17 protein-coding genes are annotated in these 18,070 nt (G+C 68.6%); 16 read left to right on the top strand and 1 reads right to left on the bottom strand.

The features are described from left to right. Positions 1-144 precede the first annotated feature (144 nt). Positions 145-477 (top strand): flagellar hook-basal body complex protein FliE, encoded by a 333-nt coding sequence (gene fliE, locus IS481_RS13630; RefSeq protein WP_104358894.1) that lies wholly within the window; start codon positions 145-147, stop codon positions 475-477. A 340-nt stretch (positions 478-817) separates the two neighbouring features. On the opposite strand, the gene IS481_RS13625 is transcribed toward fliE, so the two are convergent. Next, complete coding sequence (locus IS481_RS13625) at positions 818-2,755, bottom strand: O-linked N-acetylglucosamine transferase, SPINDLY family protein (RefSeq protein ID WP_104358893.1); 1,938 nt, start codon at positions 2,753-2,755, stop codon at positions 818-820. A 357-nt stretch (positions 2,756-3,112) separates the two neighbouring features. Between IS481_RS13625 and IS481_RS13620 the strand changes: the two genes are divergently transcribed. The 15 genes from IS481_RS13620 (at position 3,113) to IS481_RS13550 (ending at position 18,019) form a co-directional block, all read left to right on the top strand. Beyond that, positions 3,113-4,051, top strand: coding sequence for a flagellin N-terminal helical domain-containing protein (locus IS481_RS13620; protein ID WP_104358892.1), 939 nt, complete (start codon positions 3,113-3,115; stop codon positions 4,049-4,051). 205 nt (positions 4,052-4,256) lie between these two features. Further along, complete coding sequence (locus IS481_RS13615; RefSeq protein ID WP_104358891.1) at positions 4,257-5,213, top strand: flagellin N-terminal helical domain-containing protein; 957 nt, start codon at positions 4,257-4,259, stop codon at positions 5,211-5,213. A 129-nt stretch (positions 5,214-5,342) separates the two neighbouring features. After that, positions 5,343-6,716 carry a flagellar filament capping protein FliD gene (fliD, locus tag IS481_RS13610; protein ID WP_104358890.1) on the top strand — a complete coding sequence of 458 codons (1,374 nt, stop codon included), beginning with the start codon at positions 5,343-5,345 and terminating at the stop codon, positions 6,714-6,716. 157 nt (positions 6,717-6,873) lie between these two features. Next, complete coding sequence (fliS, locus tag IS481_RS13605; RefSeq protein ID WP_104358889.1) at positions 6,874-7,281, top strand: flagellar export chaperone FliS; 408 nt, start codon at positions 6,874-6,876, stop codon at positions 7,279-7,281. Positions 7,282-7,343: 62 nt separating this feature from the next. Next, on the top strand, positions 7,344-7,646 hold the full coding sequence (locus IS481_RS13600) for a flagellar protein FliT (RefSeq protein WP_104358912.1): 303 nt from the start codon (positions 7,344-7,346) through the stop codon (positions 7,644-7,646). A gap of 27 nt (positions 7,647-7,673) precedes the next feature. Beyond that, positions 7,674-8,420: a flagellar brake protein gene (locus tag IS481_RS13595; RefSeq protein WP_104358888.1), complete on the top strand. Its 747-nt coding sequence runs from the start codon at positions 7,674-7,676 to the stop codon at positions 8,418-8,420. Positions 8,421-8,540: 120 nt separating this feature from the next. Further along, positions 8,541-9,416 (top strand): flagellar motor stator protein MotA, encoded by an 876-nt coding sequence (motA, locus tag IS481_RS13590; RefSeq protein WP_104358887.1) that lies wholly within the window; start codon positions 8,541-8,543, stop codon positions 9,414-9,416. 16 nt (positions 9,417-9,432) lie between these two features. After that, positions 9,433-10,392 (top strand): flagellar motor protein MotB, encoded by a 960-nt coding sequence (motB, locus tag IS481_RS13585; RefSeq protein WP_104358886.1) that lies wholly within the window; start codon positions 9,433-9,435, stop codon positions 10,390-10,392. A 36-nt stretch (positions 10,393-10,428) separates the two neighbouring features. Further along, complete coding sequence (gene cheY, locus IS481_RS13580; protein ID WP_104358885.1) at positions 10,429-10,821, top strand: chemotaxis response regulator CheY; 393 nt, start codon at positions 10,429-10,431, stop codon at positions 10,819-10,821. A gap of 15 nt (positions 10,822-10,836) precedes the next feature. Then, on the top strand, positions 10,837-11,466 hold the full coding sequence (locus IS481_RS13575; RefSeq protein WP_104358884.1) for a protein phosphatase CheZ: 630 nt from the start codon (positions 10,837-10,839) through the stop codon (positions 11,464-11,466). Between the two features lie 111 nt (positions 11,467-11,577). Further along, the gene (locus tag IS481_RS13570) at positions 11,578-12,732 is read left to right on the top strand and encodes an EscU/YscU/HrcU family type III secretion system export apparatus switch protein (RefSeq protein ID WP_104358883.1); all 1,155 of its coding nucleotides are present in this window, start codon (positions 11,578-11,580) and stop codon (positions 12,730-12,732) included. A gap of 215 nt (positions 12,733-12,947) precedes the next feature. Next, a complete protein-coding gene (gene flhA / locus IS481_RS13565) occupies positions 12,948-15,029 on the top strand; it encodes a flagellar biosynthesis protein FlhA (RefSeq protein ID WP_104358882.1) in 2,082 nt (693 codons plus the stop codon). Beyond that, positions 15,026-16,489 carry a flagellar biosynthesis GTPase FlhF gene (gene flhF / locus IS481_RS13560; RefSeq protein WP_114699302.1) on the top strand — a complete coding sequence of 488 codons (1,464 nt, stop codon included), beginning with the start codon at positions 15,026-15,028 and terminating at the stop codon, positions 16,487-16,489. Before flhA ends, flhF begins: the two co-directional genes overlap by 4 nt. Beyond that, a complete protein-coding gene (locus IS481_RS13555; RefSeq protein ID WP_104355934.1) occupies positions 16,482-17,285 on the top strand; it encodes a MinD/ParA family ATP-binding protein in 804 nt (267 codons plus the stop codon). Before flhF ends, IS481_RS13555 begins: the two co-directional genes overlap by 8 nt. A 20-nt stretch (positions 17,286-17,305) precedes the next feature. Beyond that, a complete protein-coding gene (locus IS481_RS13550; protein WP_104355933.1) occupies positions 17,306-18,019 on the top strand; it encodes an RNA polymerase sigma factor FliA in 714 nt (237 codons plus the stop codon). The last annotated feature ends 51 nt before the right edge of the window (positions 18,020-18,070 follow it).

Genomic DNA, 18,070 nt, shown 5'->3' with positions numbered 1-18,070 from the left:
TGGGATCGATTATTCGGATCGGGCGCGCCGCAGATGGCTGGAAGAGGGCGGCAAACCGGTCCCAGTTCGATGCATTGCCGGGTCCGGTCCGGCCCTAAGATCCGCTCACCTCATGGGGAGGTGTGTCCTGCCGGAGGATGTGTCATGGATGTGAGGCTGAAACCGTTCAACTTCGAGCAGGCGCTCGCCCGCAGCGGCGTGGTGCTGCCGGCGCAGCAGCGCCCGGCGGCTCGGGTCGAGACGTCCGGCACCCAGGTCGGGTTCTCGCAGGCGCTGACCCAGGCGCTCAAGTCGGTGAGCCAGGCGCAGCACAAGGCCACGGAGCTGCAGCGCGAGGTGCAGCTGGACAACCCCAGCGTCTCGCTGGAAGAGACGATGATCGCGATGCAGAAGGCGCAGATCGGCTTCCAGGCCACGCTGCACGTGCGCAACCGCCTGGTGCAGGCATACTCCGACATCATGAACATGCAGGTCTGAGGCCTGCGGCGCGGCCGGCACCGGGGCCACGCATCGTTTCCTCCTGGCAAAGAAAAACGGGCCGCCCGGACACGGGCGACCCGCCAACGGCACGGGAACCGTGCCACCTCAGGAGGAGACTGCCTTGCTTCCCAACAACGTCCCTTTGATGTCCGTCATCCGGCCGGAACGGTACGCCTGAGCCTGGGGCGTGGTCCGGCCGTGTCATGACTGCTGTGTCCCATTCTGGGCGGCGCAGCGCCCCGGCGGTATCGGACGGCTTCGGTGCCGTGTGTCCCTCTCTTGCCCGGGCCATGTAGGGAAAACTCCGGCAAGCTGTGTCGCACGGCTTGCCGCGGCTTCATGCGGCCGGCAGGTGGTCCGGGGACAGGCCCGCGAGCCTGCGTTCCCACATCCGCGCGTAAAGCGCCTCGATGTCGCGGGCAAAGCGCGTGCTGTCGAACAGCGGGCCGTGGTCACGCCCGTGCGCCAGGCGGCTGCGCAGCTGCGCCAGCCGGGCGGGGTCGCGCGCCAGCGCCACGGCGGTCCGCTTGTAGGCCTCGACATCGGCGCAGACCAGCTCGGGCAGGTCCAGCGTGTAGAGCAGGCTTGCGGCCACGCGCGAGGCGAAGGTCTCGCCCGGCAGCGTGACGATCGGCAGGCCGGCCCACACCGCGTCGCTGGCCGTGGTGTGGGCATTGCAGGGCCAGGTGTCCAGCATCAGGTCGGCATGCACCAGGCGCGACAGGTGGTGTGCCGGAGTCACCGGCGCCCCGAAGATCAGCCTTTGCGGATCGACGCCGCGCGCTTCGGCCTGCGCCCGCAGGTTGGTACAGGCCTGCGGGCCGCCATCGAGCAGCCACAGGCAGCTGCCGGGCACGTCGCGCAGGATGTCCATCCAGGCCTCGAAGGTCTCGGGGATGATCTTGTACGATTGGTTGAAGCAGGCAAACAGGAACGCCTGTTCCGGCAGGCCCCACTGGGCGCGCGTGCTCGGCACCGGCTTGGGGCGCTGGCGGTCGTTCGGCTGGTAGCAGTGCGGCATCTGCGCGATCTTCTCGCTGTAGCCGTCCGCATGCGCCAGCGGCGTGACGTGGCGGTCGCCGATGAAGTAGTCGACATAATCGGCACCCGTCGTGCCGGGGAAACCGAGGAACGAGGCCTGCACCGGCGTGGGCCGGTAGGCCAGCGTCGTGAAGCGGTTGTCGGTGGTGTGGCCCTTGAGGTCGACGAGGATGTCGATGCCGTCGTCGTGGACGCGTCGTGCAATCGCCGCCGGTGACAGTGGGGCCACGTCGACGAAGTGTTCGGCCGCGCGGCGCAGCCGCTCGCGCACGGGAGAGCCATCGTCGACGCCGTGGGAGTAGAGGAACACCTCGAAGCGATCGCGGTCGTGGCGTTCGAACATCTCGGTGATCAGCAGCGCGGTCGCGTGCTGGTGGAAGTCGCATGACAGGTAGCCGATACGCAGCCGCCGGCGCGCATCCGCCGCGGTGAGGGGACGCGCGGGCAGCGGCTTGACGCCCCGTGCCAGGCGGCGGGACTCGAGGCGAGCCGCCACCAGGAAGTCCTCGCGGGTGTGGGGCATCGCCACCAGCGCGAACGGGGTGCTCTCCGCGCCTTGGCCGGTGCAGCGACGGGCGGCTTCGTGCAGCGCGCGCAGGTATTCCTCCCGGTTGGCCGTGAAGCTGGTCCAGCGGCAGGCGAACTGGTCCAGGTGCGCGACGAAGGCGCGTGCGGCCACGTGGTGGGGATCGAGGGCGGCGGCGGTGCGGAAGCATTCCACCGCTTCTTCATACAGCTTGAGTTCACGGAACGCCAGGCCGAGCTGGGTGTGGGTGGGCGCGGCGTCCATGCGGTACTGCAGCGCCTGCAGGAACTCGCCGATGGCTTCCTGCGGGCGCTGCGTGCGTAGCAGGCAGATGCCGTAGTTGAGGTGGAAGTCGTGGTCACGGGGTGCCCCGGCGGGCAGGGCCTCGAACACTTGTGCGGCCTCGGCGAAGCGCTGCTGGGCGATCAGCGCCTGGGTCAGCACCATGCAGGCGGTCGTGTTGCCCGGCTGCAGCTCCAGCGCCTTGCGACCGGCAGCCACGCTGCCGTCCAGGTCGTCGAGCTTCCAGCGTGCGATCGACAGGCCGATCCAGTCGAGCGCTTCCCGGCTGCCGTAGCGGACCGCGTTCGCCAGTTCCCGTTCGGCCTGGCTCCACTGCTTCTGCCGCAGGAACTCGTGTCCGCGGTGCTGGTACGGGGCGAGGCCCTTGCGGGGGGCCGACGAAGGCAGGTGTGCGGTATTGCGCATGTCGGTGAGGTTCCGGGTGGAATGGCTGCAATGCAGGGCACTGTAGGCAAAAGTCGCGCCGCCAAACGGCCGATAAAGCGCCTGAATCCGGCCAGTTGGGTGCAACGGCCCGAAGGGCTCGCGACGTTGCCGCCGGCCTGTCAACGGGTCGATCGATCGAAAAACGTCGCGATGTCCCTAAAGTTCCCCGGCAGCCGGCCGAAATGCAGTGCAACGGGCCGCTTGCGACCCGGAAGCTGCCGGAGCCGGAAGGCCCGGGCAGGAGATCGGTCCGAGGGAACGTTCCTGAAGGACAGCTTCGCAGAGGAACATTCGGCGGTCAACGCCGCTGTTCATACACGTTTTAGGAGCTAGAACATGGCTTTGTCTGTCAATACCAACATCATCTCGATGAACTCGCAGCGGAGCTTGTCGGGGACCCAGAACTCGCTGGCCACCGCCATGCAACGGCTGTCTTCGGGCCTGCGCGTCAACAGTGCCAAGGACGATGCCGCCGGTCTCGCGATCGCCGAGCGCATGAACGCCCAGGTGCGCGGCATGAACGTCGCGATCCGCAACGCCAACGACGGCATCTCGCTGGCCCAGACCGCCGAAGGCGCGCTGGGCAAGATCGGCGACATGCTGCAGCGCATGCGCGAGCTCGCGGTGCAGTCGCGCAACGCCACCAACAGCGACGATGACCGTGCCAACCTCCAGAAGGAGTTTGGAGAACTTCAAGCTGAAATCCAGCGGACCATCGAGTCGTCCAAGTTCAACGGCAAGAGCCTGTTCGACTCGAGCGATTCGACGTTCGAGGCAACCATGGCCTTCCAGGTCGGTGCGAACACCAACGACTACGACAAGATCGAGGTGACGGCGCAGAACCTGAAGGGCACGGCCACCACCGCGAGCGCCGCGGCCGCCAGCACCGACGCGGCCGAGATCCTGGCGACCGCCTTCACGACCAACGCGACCGGCACGGGCGCGACCGGCATCGCGATCGGTGGCTGGAGCAACACTGCCACGACGGCCGGCGACGAGATCGACAACGCGATCGACGTGATCGACAAGGCGCTGGACGTGGTCAACGAACAGCGTGCCAAGTACGGTGCCGTGCAGAACCGCTTCGACGCGGTGATCGCGACGCTGCAGGTGAGCGTGGAGAACGCTGCGGCCTCGAAGAGCCGGATCATGGACGCGGACTTCGCCGCCGAGACGGCCAACCTCTCGCGAGCCCAGATCCTGCAGCAGGCCGGCACGGCGATGGTCTCGCAGGCCAACCAGCTGCCTCAGCAGGTGCTGGCGCTGCTGCGCTGATCGCAACGGCAGGTGCCTCCGTCCCCGCCGGAGGCAACCCCCTGGCCCGGCCCCTGGCCGGGCTTTTTTGCGTGGAATTGGGGGGTGTTTGGATCGCTTATCGAGGCCTATCGCTCACGGAAAGACTTCCACAATGAGTCCACCGTGAAGGTAGAGCCGGCTCTCAGGCCGGAGTCAAGCATTTGATTCGTGTAGGAGAGCCACCATGCCTCAGATCATCAACACCAACATCGTTTCGCTGAACGCCCAGCGCAACCTGAACTCGTCGCAAACCGCACTGAGCACGGCGATGCAGCGGCTGTCGTCGGGCCTGCGCGTCAACAGCGCCAAGGACGATGCGGCGGGCCTGGCCATCGCCGAGCGCATGAACGCGCAGATCCGCGGCATGAACGTGGCCATTCGCAATGCGAACGACGGCATCTCGCTGGCCCAGACCGCCGAAGGCGCGCTGGGCAAGATCGGCGACATGCTGCAGCGCATGCGCGAGCTGGCCGTGCAGTCGCGCAACGCGACCAACAGCGATGGCGACCGCGCCAACCTCCAGAAGGAGTTCCGGGAGCTGCAGGACGAGATCAAGCGCACCATCGAGTCGTCCAAGTTCAACGGCAAGAGCCTGTTCGACGAGAACGGGGACTCCTTCGAGGCGACGATGGTCTACCAGGTGGGCGCCAACACCGATGCGTCCGACCACATCGTGCTGACCGGCCAGAACCTGAACGGCATCGCTACCACGGTCACCGGTACCGGTGCCTTCGCCGCCACCGACCCGGCCACGATCCTGGCCACCGCCTTCACCGCCGACCTGGACGGCGCCTCCTCCGGCATCGCCATCGGCGGCTGGACGGACACGGCCGCGGTTTCCGGCGCGGTGGTGGGTGAAGAAATCGACAACGCCATCAAGGTGATCGACAAGGCGCTGGACGTGGTCAACGACCAGCGCGCCAAGTACGGTGCGATCCAGAACCGCTTCGAGAACGTGATCGCCAACCTGCAGGTGGCGGCGGAGAACCAGTCGGCCGCGCGCAGCCGCATCATGGACGCCGACTTCGCGGCCGAGACCGCGGCGCTGTCGCGTGCCCAGATCCTGCAGCAGGCCGGCAACGCGATGGTCGCCCAGGCCAACCAGCTGCCGCAGCAGGTGCTGGCGCTGCTGCAGCGCTGATTCTCCACAGGCGGGAGGCTCGTCGGCGCGCGCGCGCCGGTCGTCGGGGCCGTCCCGCCTCAAGTTTTTCCGGCAGGCGGCCGATAAGGCCCCGGAAGGCTTCACAGCAAGACCTGCCCAGGAGCGCGCATGGCAATCTCTTCTCCCGGTCTCGGCAGCGGACTGGACGTCACCAGCATCGTCGAGCAGCTGGTGGCGCTCGAGCGGCAGCCCATCGTGCAGCTGAAGTCGCAGGCGTCCAAGCTGTCGACCCAGCTGTCGTCGTTCGGGCTGCTGCAGAGCTACACCTCCAACCTCAGGGACGCGGCCGCGCAGCTGACCAACCTCAGCCTGTGGCGCGGCACGACCACGACCAGCAGCGATGCCGCGGTGGGCGTGACCTCGTCCACCTCGGCGACTGCCGGCTCCTATAGCATCCAGGTCCAGCAGCTCGCGCAGGCGCAGTCGCTGGCCTCCCAGGCCTATGCCGACACCTCGTCGGTGATCGGCACCGGCACGCTCAGGTTCACCAAGGGCGACGGCTCGTTCATCGAGGTGCAGATCGACGGCGCCGGGACGCTGGCCGACATCCGCGACAAGGTCAACGCGGCCCATGCCGGTGTCAGCGCGTCCATCGTGCGGGACGCGGCCGGCGCCCGCCTGGTGTTCACCGCGACCGAGACCGGCGTCGCCAATGCCGTGACCATCGAGGCCACGGGCGACCCCGGCCTGCAGGCGCTGGCCTACGATCCGCAGGTGCCGGGCGGCATGACGCAGACCCAGGCGCCGCTGAACGCCCTGGCCACCATCAACGGGCTGGCCATCGAGTCGGCTTCGAACCAGCTGAGCAACGTGGTCGAGGGCCTGACCCTGACGCTGACCCAGGTCACCAGCAGCCCGGTGCAGGTGAAGGTGGCGCTGGATACCGAATCGATCCGCAAGGCGATCGACGGCTTCGTCAGAGCCTACAACGACATCAACAGCTACATCGCGGCCCAGACCAAGTATGACGAAGGTTCCAAGACGGCGGGGACCCTGCAGGGGGACCGTGCCACGCTGACGCTGCAGAACCAGCTGCGCACGCTGCTGCGCCAGGACAGCGGTGCGTCGGCGATGTTCCCGAACCTGTCCAGCCTGGGGCTGGAGGTGCAGCGCGACGGCTCGCTCAGCGTCAACAGCAGCAAGCTGTCCAAGGCGCTGGAGAACATCGACGAGCTGGCCCGGGCCTTCGCCAACCTGGACGAACAGGCCCCGGAGAACAACGGCTTCGCGCAGCGTTTCCGTTCGCTCGCCGCGGCGCTGACGAGCAGCGAGGGCCTGATCAGCACCCGCACGGAAGGACTCAAGGAAAGCATCAAGCGCAACGAGGACCAGCAGAACCGGCTGGAAGACCGCGTGGCGCTGGTGCAGCAGCGCCTGTTGCGCCAGTACACGGCCCTGGACGCAAGCCTGAGCAGCCTCAACAGCCTGGCGAACTACGTCTCGCAGCAGGTGACGGCCTGGTCGAAGACGAACTCGAAGTGAGCGGCCTGCGGCATCGGGCAGACAGGGCGGAACTCCGCCCTGTTCGCTTTTTCGGGCCCTGCGGGGAAGGCATGGAGGGCAGCGAAAGATTTCGTTCAAGTCGGGCAGGCGCGGACCGATATCACATCTGTGAGGATCAACCGCGAGAGCAATGACCATGTACGCACCCTTCAGAAGCCAGGCGACTGCATACGGCCGCATCCAGGTGGAAACCGGCGTCACCACCGCCGATCCGCACAAGCTGGTGGCGATGCTGTTCGAAGGAGCCGTCTCGGCCATCACCGAGGCCCGTGGTGCGCTGCAGCGTGGTGACGTGGAAGCCAAGGGCCGCGCGATCGGGCGCGCCGTGCGCATCGTCGAGGAAGGCCTGCGCGCCGCGCTGAACCACAAGGACGGCGGCGAGCTGGCGCGCAACCTCGACAGCCTCTACGTCTACGTCACCGGGCGGCTGACCCACGCCAACCTGCGCAACGACGAGGCGGCGATGAAGGAGTGCCAGGACCTGCTGGCCGGCCTGCTCGATGCCTGGTCCCACATGAAACTGCCGCACCCCCACGCCGCGTGAAAGACGATTCCCCCATGCAACGAGTGACGACCGTGGCGCCCGCGCCCCACCTGGAGATGACGATGGAAGAGAAGGCGCTGCTGGGCTTCTACGAAGCTCTGGAGCAGGCGAGCGAAGACATGCTGCAGGCCGCGCGCAACGGCGACTGGGACCGCGTCGTCAAGCTCGAGGGCGCCTGTGCCGTGCTGATCTCCCAGCTCAAGCATGCCGCGTCGCAGCGCGAGCTGGCGCCCGAGGAGGCCAAGGTCAAGGGCCGCATCATGCGCCGCATCCTGCACAACGACGCGCAGATCCGCTACCTGGCCGAGCCGTGGCTCGAGGACCTCGACCGGCTGCTCGCCGGCACGCCCAAGTCCATCCACTGATCCGGGCGCGCGCCGCCCCCACGCGACATGAGCACGCTGTTCCCGGACCCGGAAGGCCTCGACGACTTCCGGGTCTTCGACCCTTACGAGGTGCATGCCCTGCTGAGGCAGATGGCCGAGCAGCGCGTGCTCGTGACGATCGCCACCGCCGACGGCATCAGCTACACCACGACGCTGTGGGAGGTCGACAAGGCCCAGGGCGTCGTGCGCTTCGGCGCCGACAGCCGCGATCCGCAGATCGACCGGCTGCTGGACGCGGAGGACGCGGTCGCGGTGAGCTACCTGGACGACGTCAAGATCCAGTTCGACGTCGCCGGCCTGGTGCACGTGCATGCGAGCGACGGCGCGAGCGCCCTGAACTGCCGCTATCCCCACGAGCTGTACCGCTTCCAGCGGCGCCACGCCTACCGCGTGCAGCCGCTGCGCAATGCCACGCCGCACGTGCGGCTGCGCCATCCGGCCGCAGCCGACGGCGAGCTGACCCTGCGCGTGATCGACGTCAGCATCACCGGCATCGCGCTGTTCCAGCCGGCCGGCCAGCCGGCGCTGGAGCCGGGGTTGCAGATCGACGGCGTGGTCATCGGCCTGGACGCGCAGACGCAGCTCAAGGCGATGCTGCGCGTCGTGCACGTCACGTCGATGAACGGCCAGGCCGCCGGCGTACGCGTGGGCTGCGAGATCGAGAACATGGACGGTGAGTCGCTGCGCACCCTGCAGCGCTACATCGACCAGACGCAGAAGCGACGCCGGATGATGTCGGCCGACGGCGCCTGAGCGCGGCGGGCCGCTTGCTCAAGATGCCTGCCGGGACGCCGATAAGGAATATGTGAAGCAACAAGGGGCCACCGGCCACCTCCCGGTTCGGGACGAAGCACCTCGGAAAGAACAACGATCATGTTAGTGATCCTCGGCTACATCGTGGCGCTCGGCTGCATCTTCGGCGGGTTCATCATCCACGGCGGCAACATGGCGGTGGTGCTGGCCGCCCTGCCCACCGAGATCCTGGTCATCGGCGGCGGTGCCTTCGGGGCGTTCATCGTCAGCAACCAGCCCAAGGTCATCAAGGCGACCTTTGCCGCCCTGCCCAAGCTGCTGAAGGGCTCCAAGTACACCAAGGCCCGCTACATGGAGCTGATGGCGCTGCTGTACGAGATCCTGCAGAAGGCGCGCAAGGAAGGGCTGATGGCGATCGAGAAGGACGTCGATGCGCCGCACGAGTCGCCGCTGTTCCAGAAGTACCCGACGGTGGGACGCGACCCCAAGGTGGTCGAGTTCGTCACCGACTACCTGCGCATGATGGTCTCGGGCAACCTCAATGCCCACGAGATCGAGTCGCTGATGGACAGCGAGATCGAGACGCACCACCAGGAAGCGCATGCCCCGGCCGCGGCGCTGATGCGCGTGGCCGGCGGCCTGCCGGCGTTCGGCATCGTCGCCGCGGTGCTGGGCGTGGTCAACACCATGGGCTCGGTCGGCCAGCCGCCGGCGGTGCTGGGGGCGATGATCGGCTCGGCGCTGGTCGGGACCTTCCTCGGCATCCTGCTGGCCTATGCGGTGGTCGAGCCGATCGCCGGGCTGCTGGAGCAGAAGATCGACGAAAGCAGCAAGGAACTGCAGTGCATCAAGACCACGCTGCTGGCGAGCATGCAGGGCTACGCGCCGCAGGTGGCCGTGGAGTTCGGGCGCAAGGTGCTGTACTCCACCGAAAGGCCCAGCTTTGCCGAGCTGGAGGGCCACGTGAAGGGCCGCCGCGCCGAGGCGCGCCGCTGAGCCGAAGGCAACGACCATGGCCGCCGACTCGAAGAAGCTCCAGCCGATCATCGTCAAGCGCGTGCGCAAGGCAGCCCCGGCCCACCACGTGGGGGCCTGGAAGATCGCCTACGCCGACTTCGTGACGGCGATGATGGCGTTCTTCCTGCTGATGTGGCTGCTCGGCTCCACCACCGAGGGCGACCGCAAGGGCATCGCCGACTACTTCAACTCGCCGCTCAAGGTGTCGCTGCTCGGAGGCGGCAGCGGCTCGGGCGACTCGTCGCACGTGATCAAGGGCGGCGGCACCGACCTGTCGCGCACCACCGGCCAGGTCAAGATGGGCGACATCGACGCGCGTCGCAAGACGGTCAACCTGCAGGCGCTCAAGGAGCACCAGCGGCGCCTGGAAGCCCAGCGCATGGAGCAGCTCAAGCTGCGCATCGAGCAGGCGCTGCGCAGCAACCCGCAACTGGGACCGTACCTGTCGCAGATCCGCCTGGACGTCACGACCGACGGCCTGCGCATCCTGATCTTCGATGCCCAGAACCGGCCCATGTTCGACACCGGCAGCGCGCTGGTGAAGGACTACATGCGCGCGATCCTGCGCGAGGTCGGCAAGTCGCTCGGGGAGGTCGAGAACAAGGTCACGCTGGCCGGCCACACCGACGCGGCGCCGTACAGCAGCGGCGAGCGCGGCTACAGCAACTGGGAGCTGTCGGCCGACCGCGCCAACGCCTCGCGCCGCGAACTGATCGCCGGCGGGCTGCGCGAGGACCAGGTGGTGCGCGTGCTGGGCCTGGCCTCGAGCGCGCTGCTGGACAAGGACGACCCGATGAATCCGGCCAACCGGCGCATCAGCATCATCGTGATGAACCAGGAGGCCGAGGAGCGCCACGCGCAGGGCGGCGACGTCAGCCCCGAGGACCTGCCCGCCTATCCGCTGCCCGGCATTCCCGACATCCGTCCCTCAAGTCCCGCGCCGGTCGGCCGATAACCCCGGCAATTCGCCATTTCATCCAGGAAACCGTCCATGAGCACTGCCGCCGACACCAAGTTCCTCATCGTCGACGACTTCTCGACCATGCGTCGCATCCTGCGCGGCCTGCTGAAGGAAATCGGCTACAACAACGCGGAAGAAGCCGAGGACGGCGTGGCGGCGCTGCAGATGCTGCGCAACGGCAACTTCGACTTCGTCGTCAGCGACATCAACATGCCCAACATGAACGGCTTCGAGCTGCTCGAGCAGATCAAGCAGGACGAGTCGCTCAAGCACCTGCCGGTGCTGATGGTCACGGCCGAGGCGCGCAAGGAAGACATCGTGCGCGCGGCGCAGGGCGGGGCGGCCGGCTACATCGTGAAGCCGTTCACGAAGGCCACGCTGGAGGAGAAGGTCCTGAAGATCCTCCAGAAGCAGGGCAAGTGAGAAAGGTGGCATGAGATGAAGCGCGACGATTCCATGCCGGACGGCACTGCCGGCGGTGTCACCTCGCCGGAAGTCTTCCAGCAGCTGGGCGAGATGACGCGCCAGCTGCACGACACGCTGACCCAGCTGGGCTTCATGCCGCGGCTGGGCGAAATCACCGACAGCCTGCCCGATGCGCGCAGCCGCCTGAACTACATCGCGAACAAGACCGCCGAGGCGGCCGAGAAGGTGCTGAACCTGGTCGACCAGGCCAAGGCCGAGCAGGGGCAGATCGCCACGCGCACGCGGCACATCGCCCAGGCCATCGTGGCCGACCCGGTCAAGGCGGTGGCCAGCGGCGACGTGATGAACTTCGTCGGCGACGTCGATGCCGCCACCGCGCGCATCGACCAGTACCTGACCGACATCATGCTCGCGCAGGACTTCCACGACCTGACCGGCCAGGTGGTGGCCAAGGTCGTCAAGCTGGCCACCGACATCGAGGACCAGCTGGTCGCGCTGCTGCTCAAGGCCGCCCCCCCCGGCCAGGCGCACAAGGTCGAGCAGACCTTCCTGAACGGCCCGGTGGTCAACCCCGAGGGCCGCACCGACGTCGTGACCAGCCAGGAGCAGGTCGACGACCTGCTTGCCAGCCTCGGCTTCTGAGCCGGCCGGCCGCCGCAGGTGGCGGCAATAGCGCCGTTCCTGCCCCGTTATTCCCCCTGACGGGCGGCGGGGAACTTTCCACAATGGCGGTGCAATCCCCCACGCACCGCCATGGCCGAACAAGACCAGCAGGACCGCAACCTGCCTGCTTCCCCGCGCAAGATCAAGAAGGCGCGGGAGGAAGGTCAGGTCGCGCGTTCGCGGCACCTCGGGCACTTCATCATCGTCGGCGCCGGCGTCGCCGCCCTGGCGGTCGGCTCCCCGTGGCTGGCCGCCTGGCTGCAGGACCTGCTTGCCCACGAGCTGACGTTCCGCGCTGCCGACCTGCGCTCGCCCCAGCAGATGACCGAGCGGCTGGCCGCGCTGGTGCTCAAGTTCCTGCTCGTGACGGTGCCGCTCGGTGCGGTGATCGGCACCGGCGTGGTGGTGTCCAACATCGCCTCGGGCGGCTGGAACTGGACCCTCAAGCCGCTGCAGCCCAAGTTCTCCAAGCTCAACCCGGTCACCGGACTCGGGCGGCTGGTCTCCAAGGAGCAGCTGCTGGAGGCGGCCAAGGCGAGCGGCTTCGCGCTGGTCATCGGCACCGTCGGCGGGGTCTACCTGTATGCCCAGCTCGATGCCTTCGTCGCTGCCCTGGGCATGGCCTTGCCTGCGGGGATCGGCCAGGTCGGCCAGACCCTGCTCAACGGCCTGGCGCTGATGCTGCTGGTGCTGGCGGTCTCGGCGACCGTGGACGTGCCGCTGCAACGGCACCTGCTCGCCAAGCGGCTGAAGATGTCGCACCAGGAGGCCAAGCAGGAGCACAAGGAGCTCGAGGGCAACCAGGAAGTCAAGGTCAAGATGAAGGCGCGCATGCGCGAGATGGTCAAGCGCCGCATGATGGCTGCGGTGCCGCGCGCCGACCTGGTCGTGATGAACCCGACCCACTACGCGGTGGCGCTGAAGTACGACGAGGCGACCATGGCGGCACCGCGCGTGGTCGCCAAGGGCGCCGACCTGCTGGCGCTGCAGATCCGCGACATCGCGCGCGAGCACGAGGTGCCGGTGCTGCAGGCGCCGGTGCTGGCGCGTGCGCTGTACGCGCACGCCGAGCTCGACCGCGAGATCCCGTTGCCGCTGTACGGCGCGGTCGCGCAGGTGCTGGCCTACGTCTACCAGCTGCGCGCGGCCATGATTGGGCAGGCCCCGATGCCGGGCGAGCTGCCGCCGCTGGACGTGCCGGCCGAGCTGGATCCCCATCACGGCAAGGCCGCCGAGCCGGCCTGAGGCCGCCGGCGCCACGAGGGTGGACGCTGCTGCGCCATCGCCGGAATAGGACGCCCGAACCCCTTTTTTTCGGCCTCAAGCCCGCGAGGCGGACCCAGACAATGGCGTGTAACTGAACGCGCCATGTCCAAGCTCCGCATCTTTGCCGTCCGTCCGTCCGAGCCGCCGTCCGCGCCGGCTTCCGCGGCGTGCACGGCGCCGGGGAGGCTGTCCCGATGAATGCCGTCCTGCAACGCATGCAGCCCATGCTCGGCGGCCTGCCGCTGAAGGCGCTGGCCGCGCCGCTGGTCGTCGTGATGATCCTCACGATGATGGTGCTGCCGCTGCCGCCGTTCGCGCTGGACCTGCTGTTCACCTTCAACATCGCGCTGGCGCTGATGGTGATGATGGTCTCGGCCTACATGGTGCGGCCGCTGGACTTCGCGGCCTTCCCGGCGGTGCTGCTGCTGACCACCATGCTGCGCCTGTCGCTGAACGTGGCCTCCACGCGCGTGGTGCTGCTGCACGGCCACACCGGCACCGGCGCGGCCGGACAGGTGATCGAGTCGTTCGGCCACTTCCTGATCGGCGGCAACTTCGCCGTCGGCCTGATCGTGTTCGCGATCCTGGTGGTGATCAACTTCATCGTCGTCACCAAGGGTGCCGAACGCATCGCCGAGGTGAGCGCGCGCTTCACGCTGGACGCGATGCCCGGCAAGCAGATGGCGATCGACGCCGACCTCAACGCCGGCCTGATCGACGAGAAGGAAGCCAAGCGCCGCCGTGCCGAAGTGGGCGACGAGGCCGAGTTCTTCGGCTCCATGGACGGCGCCTCGAAATTCGTGCGCGGCGACGCGGTCGCCGGCATCCTGATCCTGGTCATCAACATCGTCGGCGGCCTGATCGTCGGCGTCGCGCAGCACGGGCTGTCGCTCGGGCAGGCGGCCAACAGCTACATCCTGCTGGCCGTCGGCGATGCGCTGGTCGCACAGATCCCGGCGCTGCTGATCTCGATCGCCGCGGCGATGGTGGTCTCGCGCGTCGGCAAGGAGCACGACGTCGGCAGCCAGATCCTCAAGCAGGTGTTCAGCTCGCCGCGCTCGCTGGCGCTGACCGGCGCGGTGATCGGCTTCATGGGCGTGATCCCGGGCATGCCGCACATCACGTTCATCGCGATCGCCGGCGGCCTGGGCTACGCGGCCTGGTGGATGCGCCAACGCCAGGAGCAGGCCAGGCGCCAGACCGAGGTGCCCGCCGCGCCGGCGCAGCCGAACCCGGACGCGGAAGCCACCTGGGACGACCTGCAGCCGGTGGACATCCTGGGCCTGGAGGTCGGCTACCGCCTGATCCAGCTGGTCGACAAGGAGCGCAAGGGCGATCTGCTCGCGCGCATCAAGGGCGTGCGGCGCAAGTTCGCGCAGGAGGTCGGCTTCCTGCCGCCGGCGGTGCACATCCGCGACAACCTCGAGCTCAAGCCCAGCGTCTACCGCATCACGCTGCGCGGCGCGGTGATCGGCGAAGGCGAGTGCTTCCCGGGCATGTACCTCGCCATCAACCCCGGCCACGTGAGCACGCCGCTGATCGGCACGCAGACCACCGACCCGGCCTTCGGGCTGCCTGCGGTGTGGATCGAGGAGCGCCAGAAGGAAAGCGCCCAAATGGCCGGATTTACGGTCGTTGATTCCTCGACCGTGGTGGCGACCCATCTTTCACACTTGATGCAGGTGCACGCCGCCCGCCTGCTGGGGCGTGCCGAGACGCAGCAACTGGTGGAACACGTGACGAAGCTCGCGCCGAAACTGATGGAAGACGTGGTGCCCAAGATGGTGAGCGTCGCCACGCTCCAGAAGGTGCTGCAGCTGCTGCTGGAAGAGTCGGTCCACATCCGCGACATGCGAACCATCGTCGAATGCCTGGCCGAGCACGGCAACGTCACCGACCCGGCCGAGCTGGCGCGCCGCGTGCGCGTCGCCCTGGCGCCGGCCATCGTGCAGCAGATCTACGGTCCGGTGAAGGAACTCAACGTCATCGCGATCGAGCCGGAGCTGGAACGCCTCGTGACCCAGGCGCTGACCTCGCCGCACGGCGCGGCGCTGGACCCCGGCGTCGCCGAGACGTTGACCCGGCAGGTCGCCGACGCGTCGAAGAAGCAGGAGGACGTGGGCGTGCCTGCCTGCCTGCTGGTGCCCGACGTGATCCGCGCGCCGATCGCGCGCCTGTTGCGCCGCGCCGCCCCGCGCCTGGCGGTGCTGGGCCACAGCGAGATCCCTGACACCCACACCATCCGGATCGGCTCGATCATCGGAGGAACAGCATGAACGTGAAGCGTTTCGTCGCCCGCACCTCGCGCGAGGCCCTGGTGCAGGTGCGCCAGGCCTTCGGCGAGGATGCCGTGATCCTCTCCACCCGGCCCTGCAAGGAAGGCGTCGAGGTGCTGGCGATGGAGCCCGAAAGCGTCGCGGCGATCGAGAAGTTCGCCAGCGCCCCGGCCCCCGCGCCGGCGCGTCCCGCCAAGCCGGCGCCGAAGGCCAGCCCGGTGGAGCAGGACGTCGAGCGCCTGGCGATGAGCACGCTGTCGTTCCAGGACTACGTGCGCGAGCGCATGCTCAAGCGCCGCCAGGCCGCCCTGCAGGCCGCTGCCGCGGCGAACGCCCCGGCCCCCGCGCCTGCGCCGGCGGCCGCGCCGCAGCAGCCCGCGTGGCGCCAGCCCGAGCCGGTGGCCGTGCCGGCCGCGCCCGAACTGCCGCGTGCCCCGGCCGCGCCGGTGCCGCCGCTGCATGATGCCCCGGCCTGGTCCGCGACGCCGTCGCTGGCGCAGGCCGCCGATGCCGAGCAGCGCGCGATGCTGCAGGAGCTGCGCGAGATGAAGGGCCTGATCGAGGAACGCTTCGGCGCGCTGGCCTTCATGGAGAAGATGCAGCGCAACCCGCACCAGGCCAAGCTGACGCAGAAGCTGCTCGACTGCGGGTTCTCGCCGGCGCTGATCCGCAAGCTCGCGGCCAACACGCCGGCCGACGTGGCCGACCTGGAGGCCTGGGTCGCCGGCGTGCTGGAGCGCAACCTGCTGACCGGCGAGGCCGAGCCGGCGCTGGAGGACCAGGGCGGCGTCTATGCGCTGGTTGGCTCCACCGGCGTGGGCAAGACCACCACGACGGCCAAGCTCGCCGCCGCGTTCGCGGCCAAGTACGGCCCGTCCAACCTGGGGCTGATCACGCTGGATGCCTACCGCGTCGGCGCCCACGAACAGCTGCGCGCCTACGGCCGCATCATCGGCGTGGCGGTGCATACCGCGCACGACCGCACCGCGCTGGAAGACCTGCTGGACCTGCTGTCGGGCAAGAAGATGGTGCTGATCGACACCGCCGGCATCGGCCAGCGCGACAGCCGCACCCAGGAACTGCTCGAGATGGTCGGCCACCGCAGCATCCAGCGCCTGCTGGTCGTCAACGCCGCCTCGCAGGGCGAGACCATCGAGGACGTGCTCGTGTCCTACCGCGCCGCCCAGTGCAAGGGCGTGGTGCTGTCCAAGCTGGACGAGGCCGTCAAGCTGGGCCCGGCGCTGGACGCGATGATCCGCCACAAACTCAAGGTCGTCGGCGTGGCCAACGGCCAGCGCGTGCCGGAGGACTGGCACCGCATGTCGGCGCACGCGCTGGTGCACCGTGCGCTGCGCGGCGGCGGCAGCGCGGCCTACCGCCTGGCCAGCGACGACGTCAACCTGGTGTTCACCGCGCCGCCGGCGCGCGCCAGCCTGATCGCGGGGGGCCTGCATGCTTGAGCGGGGCTTCGACCAGGCGCACGGGCTGCGGCGGCTGTTCTCGTACCACGCGGTGCACCTGCTGCCGGTGGTCGCCAACCCCTGCCTGCCCGGCAGCCCGGCGCTGCTCGAGGGGCTGTGCCAGGGCCTGGCCGCCCAGGGGCTGCACACCCTGGTGGTCGACGCCGTGCCCGGCGGCGGGCTGGACATCGCCGATGCGCTGACGCGCGACCTCGACCTGGGGCAGTGGATCGTCGATGCCGACGCGCTGACCTCGGTGCTCGCGGTCGGCCCGACGCTGGCCTCGTTCGGCCAGGTCGAAGGCGCGCCTTCGCTGCTGTTCGAATCGCTGCGCGAGGCCGTGCCCTCGGCCGACGTCGTGATGTTCCATGCCGACGCGAACACGCTCGCCGGCCTGTTCCGCGCGCGTCGCGTGCGTCCGCTGGTGCTGGCCGGAGACGACCCGCAGGCGCTGACGCACGCCTATGCGTCGATCAAGATCCTCGCGCTGTCGGCCGGGCTGCGCCGCCATGCGGTCGTGCTCGACACGGGCGCCCCGGTGTCCGGGACCTGCCCGGCCGCGACCAGCCTCGTGCGCTGCGTGCGCGACTTCCTCGACGGCGAGGCCCGGATCGAGGCCGTCACCTGCACGGCCCGCGACGACGAAGCGGCGCTGGAGCGCACGCTGCGCGAGCTGTCGAACAACCTGCTGCATTGCGCGCTGCCGTTCTCGATGCAGGACGGCGAAGGCTGCGCGTGGGACGGCCTGGCCACGTTCCAGGCCGCCCACGTCGCTGCCCACCAGGCGTTCAACTGATCCATCGGAGTGCCAACGACATGTACACCGCCAAAGGCCGCCTCGACATCAACTCGATGCTGCAGCAGTACAGCCCGCTGGTGCGGCGCCTGGCGCATCAGATGATCGCGAAGCTGCCGGCCAACGTCGAGATCGATGACCTGATCCAGGTGGGCATGATCGGCCTGAACGACGCGCTCAGCCGCTACGACGCGACCCAGGGCGTGCAGTTCGAGACCTTCGCGACCCAGCGCATCCGCGGCGCGATGCTCGACGAACTGCGTGGCGCCGACTGGATGAGCCGTGGCACGCGCAAGCAGCAGCGCGAGATCGAGGCGGCCGTGCACCGCCTCGAGCAGCGGCTCGGCCGCGCGCCGCACGAAAGCGAGATCGCCAAGGAGATGGGCATCAGCCTGGCCGAGTACCAGGACCTGCTGAACAAGGTGCGCGGCACGCAGCTGGTCTACCTGGAGGACATGAACGGCGACAACGGCGAGGACGATTACCTCGACCGCCACGTGGCCGACAACGACGCCGACCCGCTGCACCAGCTCAACGACTACCGCCTGCGCCAGGCGCTGGTCGAGGCGATCAAGACGCTGCCCGAACGCGAGCAGTTCGTGATGAGCATGTACTACGAGCGCGACATGAACCTCAAGGAGATCGCCGCGGTGCTGGGCGTGACGGAATCCCGGGTCTGCCAGCTGCACAGCCAGTCGATCGCGCGCCTGAGGGTCAAGCTGCGCGAGTGGTGACCGAAGTTTCACCAAGGGGGTGGAAGCCAGCGGACGCCAGAGCCGTGTCGG

Origin of the sequence: Caldimonas thermodepolymerans (genome assembly GCF_015476235.1) — a bacterium.
Classification (GTDB): domain Bacteria; phylum Pseudomonadota; class Gammaproteobacteria; order Burkholderiales; family Burkholderiaceae_C; genus Caldimonas; species Caldimonas thermodepolymerans.
This window is presented reverse-complemented; position numbering and strand designations above follow the sequence as displayed.

Bases quoted from the DNA above. Each gene is read 5' to 3' on its own strand.
- IS481_RS13600 (WP_104358912.1), top strand. From the start codon at position 7,344: ATGGAAGAGAAGGCGCTGCTGGGCTTCTACGAAGCTCTGGAGCAGGCG.
- motA (WP_104358887.1), top strand. From the start codon at position 8,541: ATGTTAGTGATCCTCGGCTACATCGTGGCGCTCGGCTGCATCTTCGGC.
- IS481_RS13625 (WP_104358893.1), bottom strand. From the start codon at position 2,755: ATGCGCAATACCGCACACCTGCCTTCGTCGGCCCCCCGCAAGGGCCTC.
- flhF (WP_114699302.1), top strand. From the start codon at position 15,026: ATGAACGTGAAGCGTTTCGTCGCCCGCACCTCGCGCGAGGCCCTGGTG.
- IS481_RS13615 (WP_104358891.1), top strand. From the start codon at position 4,257: ATGCCTCAGATCATCAACACCAACATCGTTTCGCTGAACGCCCAGCGC.
- IS481_RS13595 (WP_104358888.1), top strand. From the start codon at position 7,674: ATGAGCACGCTGTTCCCGGACCCGGAAGGCCTCGACGACTTCCGGGTC.
- motB (WP_104358886.1), top strand. From the start codon at position 9,433: ATGGCCGCCGACTCGAAGAAGCTCCAGCCGATCATCGTCAAGCGCGTG.
- IS481_RS13555 (WP_104355934.1), top strand. From the start codon at position 16,482: ATGCTTGAGCGGGGCTTCGACCAGGCGCACGGGCTGCGGCGGCTGTTC.
- IS481_RS13575 (WP_104358884.1), top strand. From the start codon at position 10,837: ATGAAGCGCGACGATTCCATGCCGGACGGCACTGCCGGCGGTGTCACC.
- fliE (WP_104358894.1), top strand. From the start codon at position 145: ATGGATGTGAGGCTGAAACCGTTCAACTTCGAGCAGGCGCTCGCCCGC.
- flhA (WP_104358882.1), top strand. From the start codon at position 12,948: ATGAATGCCGTCCTGCAACGCATGCAGCCCATGCTCGGCGGCCTGCCG.
- cheY (WP_104358885.1), top strand. From the start codon at position 10,429: ATGAGCACTGCCGCCGACACCAAGTTCCTCATCGTCGACGACTTCTCG.
- IS481_RS13570 (WP_104358883.1), top strand. From the start codon at position 11,578: ATGGCCGAACAAGACCAGCAGGACCGCAACCTGCCTGCTTCCCCGCGC.
- fliS (WP_104358889.1), top strand. From the start codon at position 6,874: ATGTACGCACCCTTCAGAAGCCAGGCGACTGCATACGGCCGCATCCAG.
- IS481_RS13550 (WP_104355933.1), top strand. From the start codon at position 17,306: ATGTACACCGCCAAAGGCCGCCTCGACATCAACTCGATGCTGCAGCAG.
- IS481_RS13620 (WP_104358892.1), top strand. From the start codon at position 3,113: ATGGCTTTGTCTGTCAATACCAACATCATCTCGATGAACTCGCAGCGG.
- fliD (WP_104358890.1), top strand. From the start codon at position 5,343: ATGGCAATCTCTTCTCCCGGTCTCGGCAGCGGACTGGACGTCACCAGC.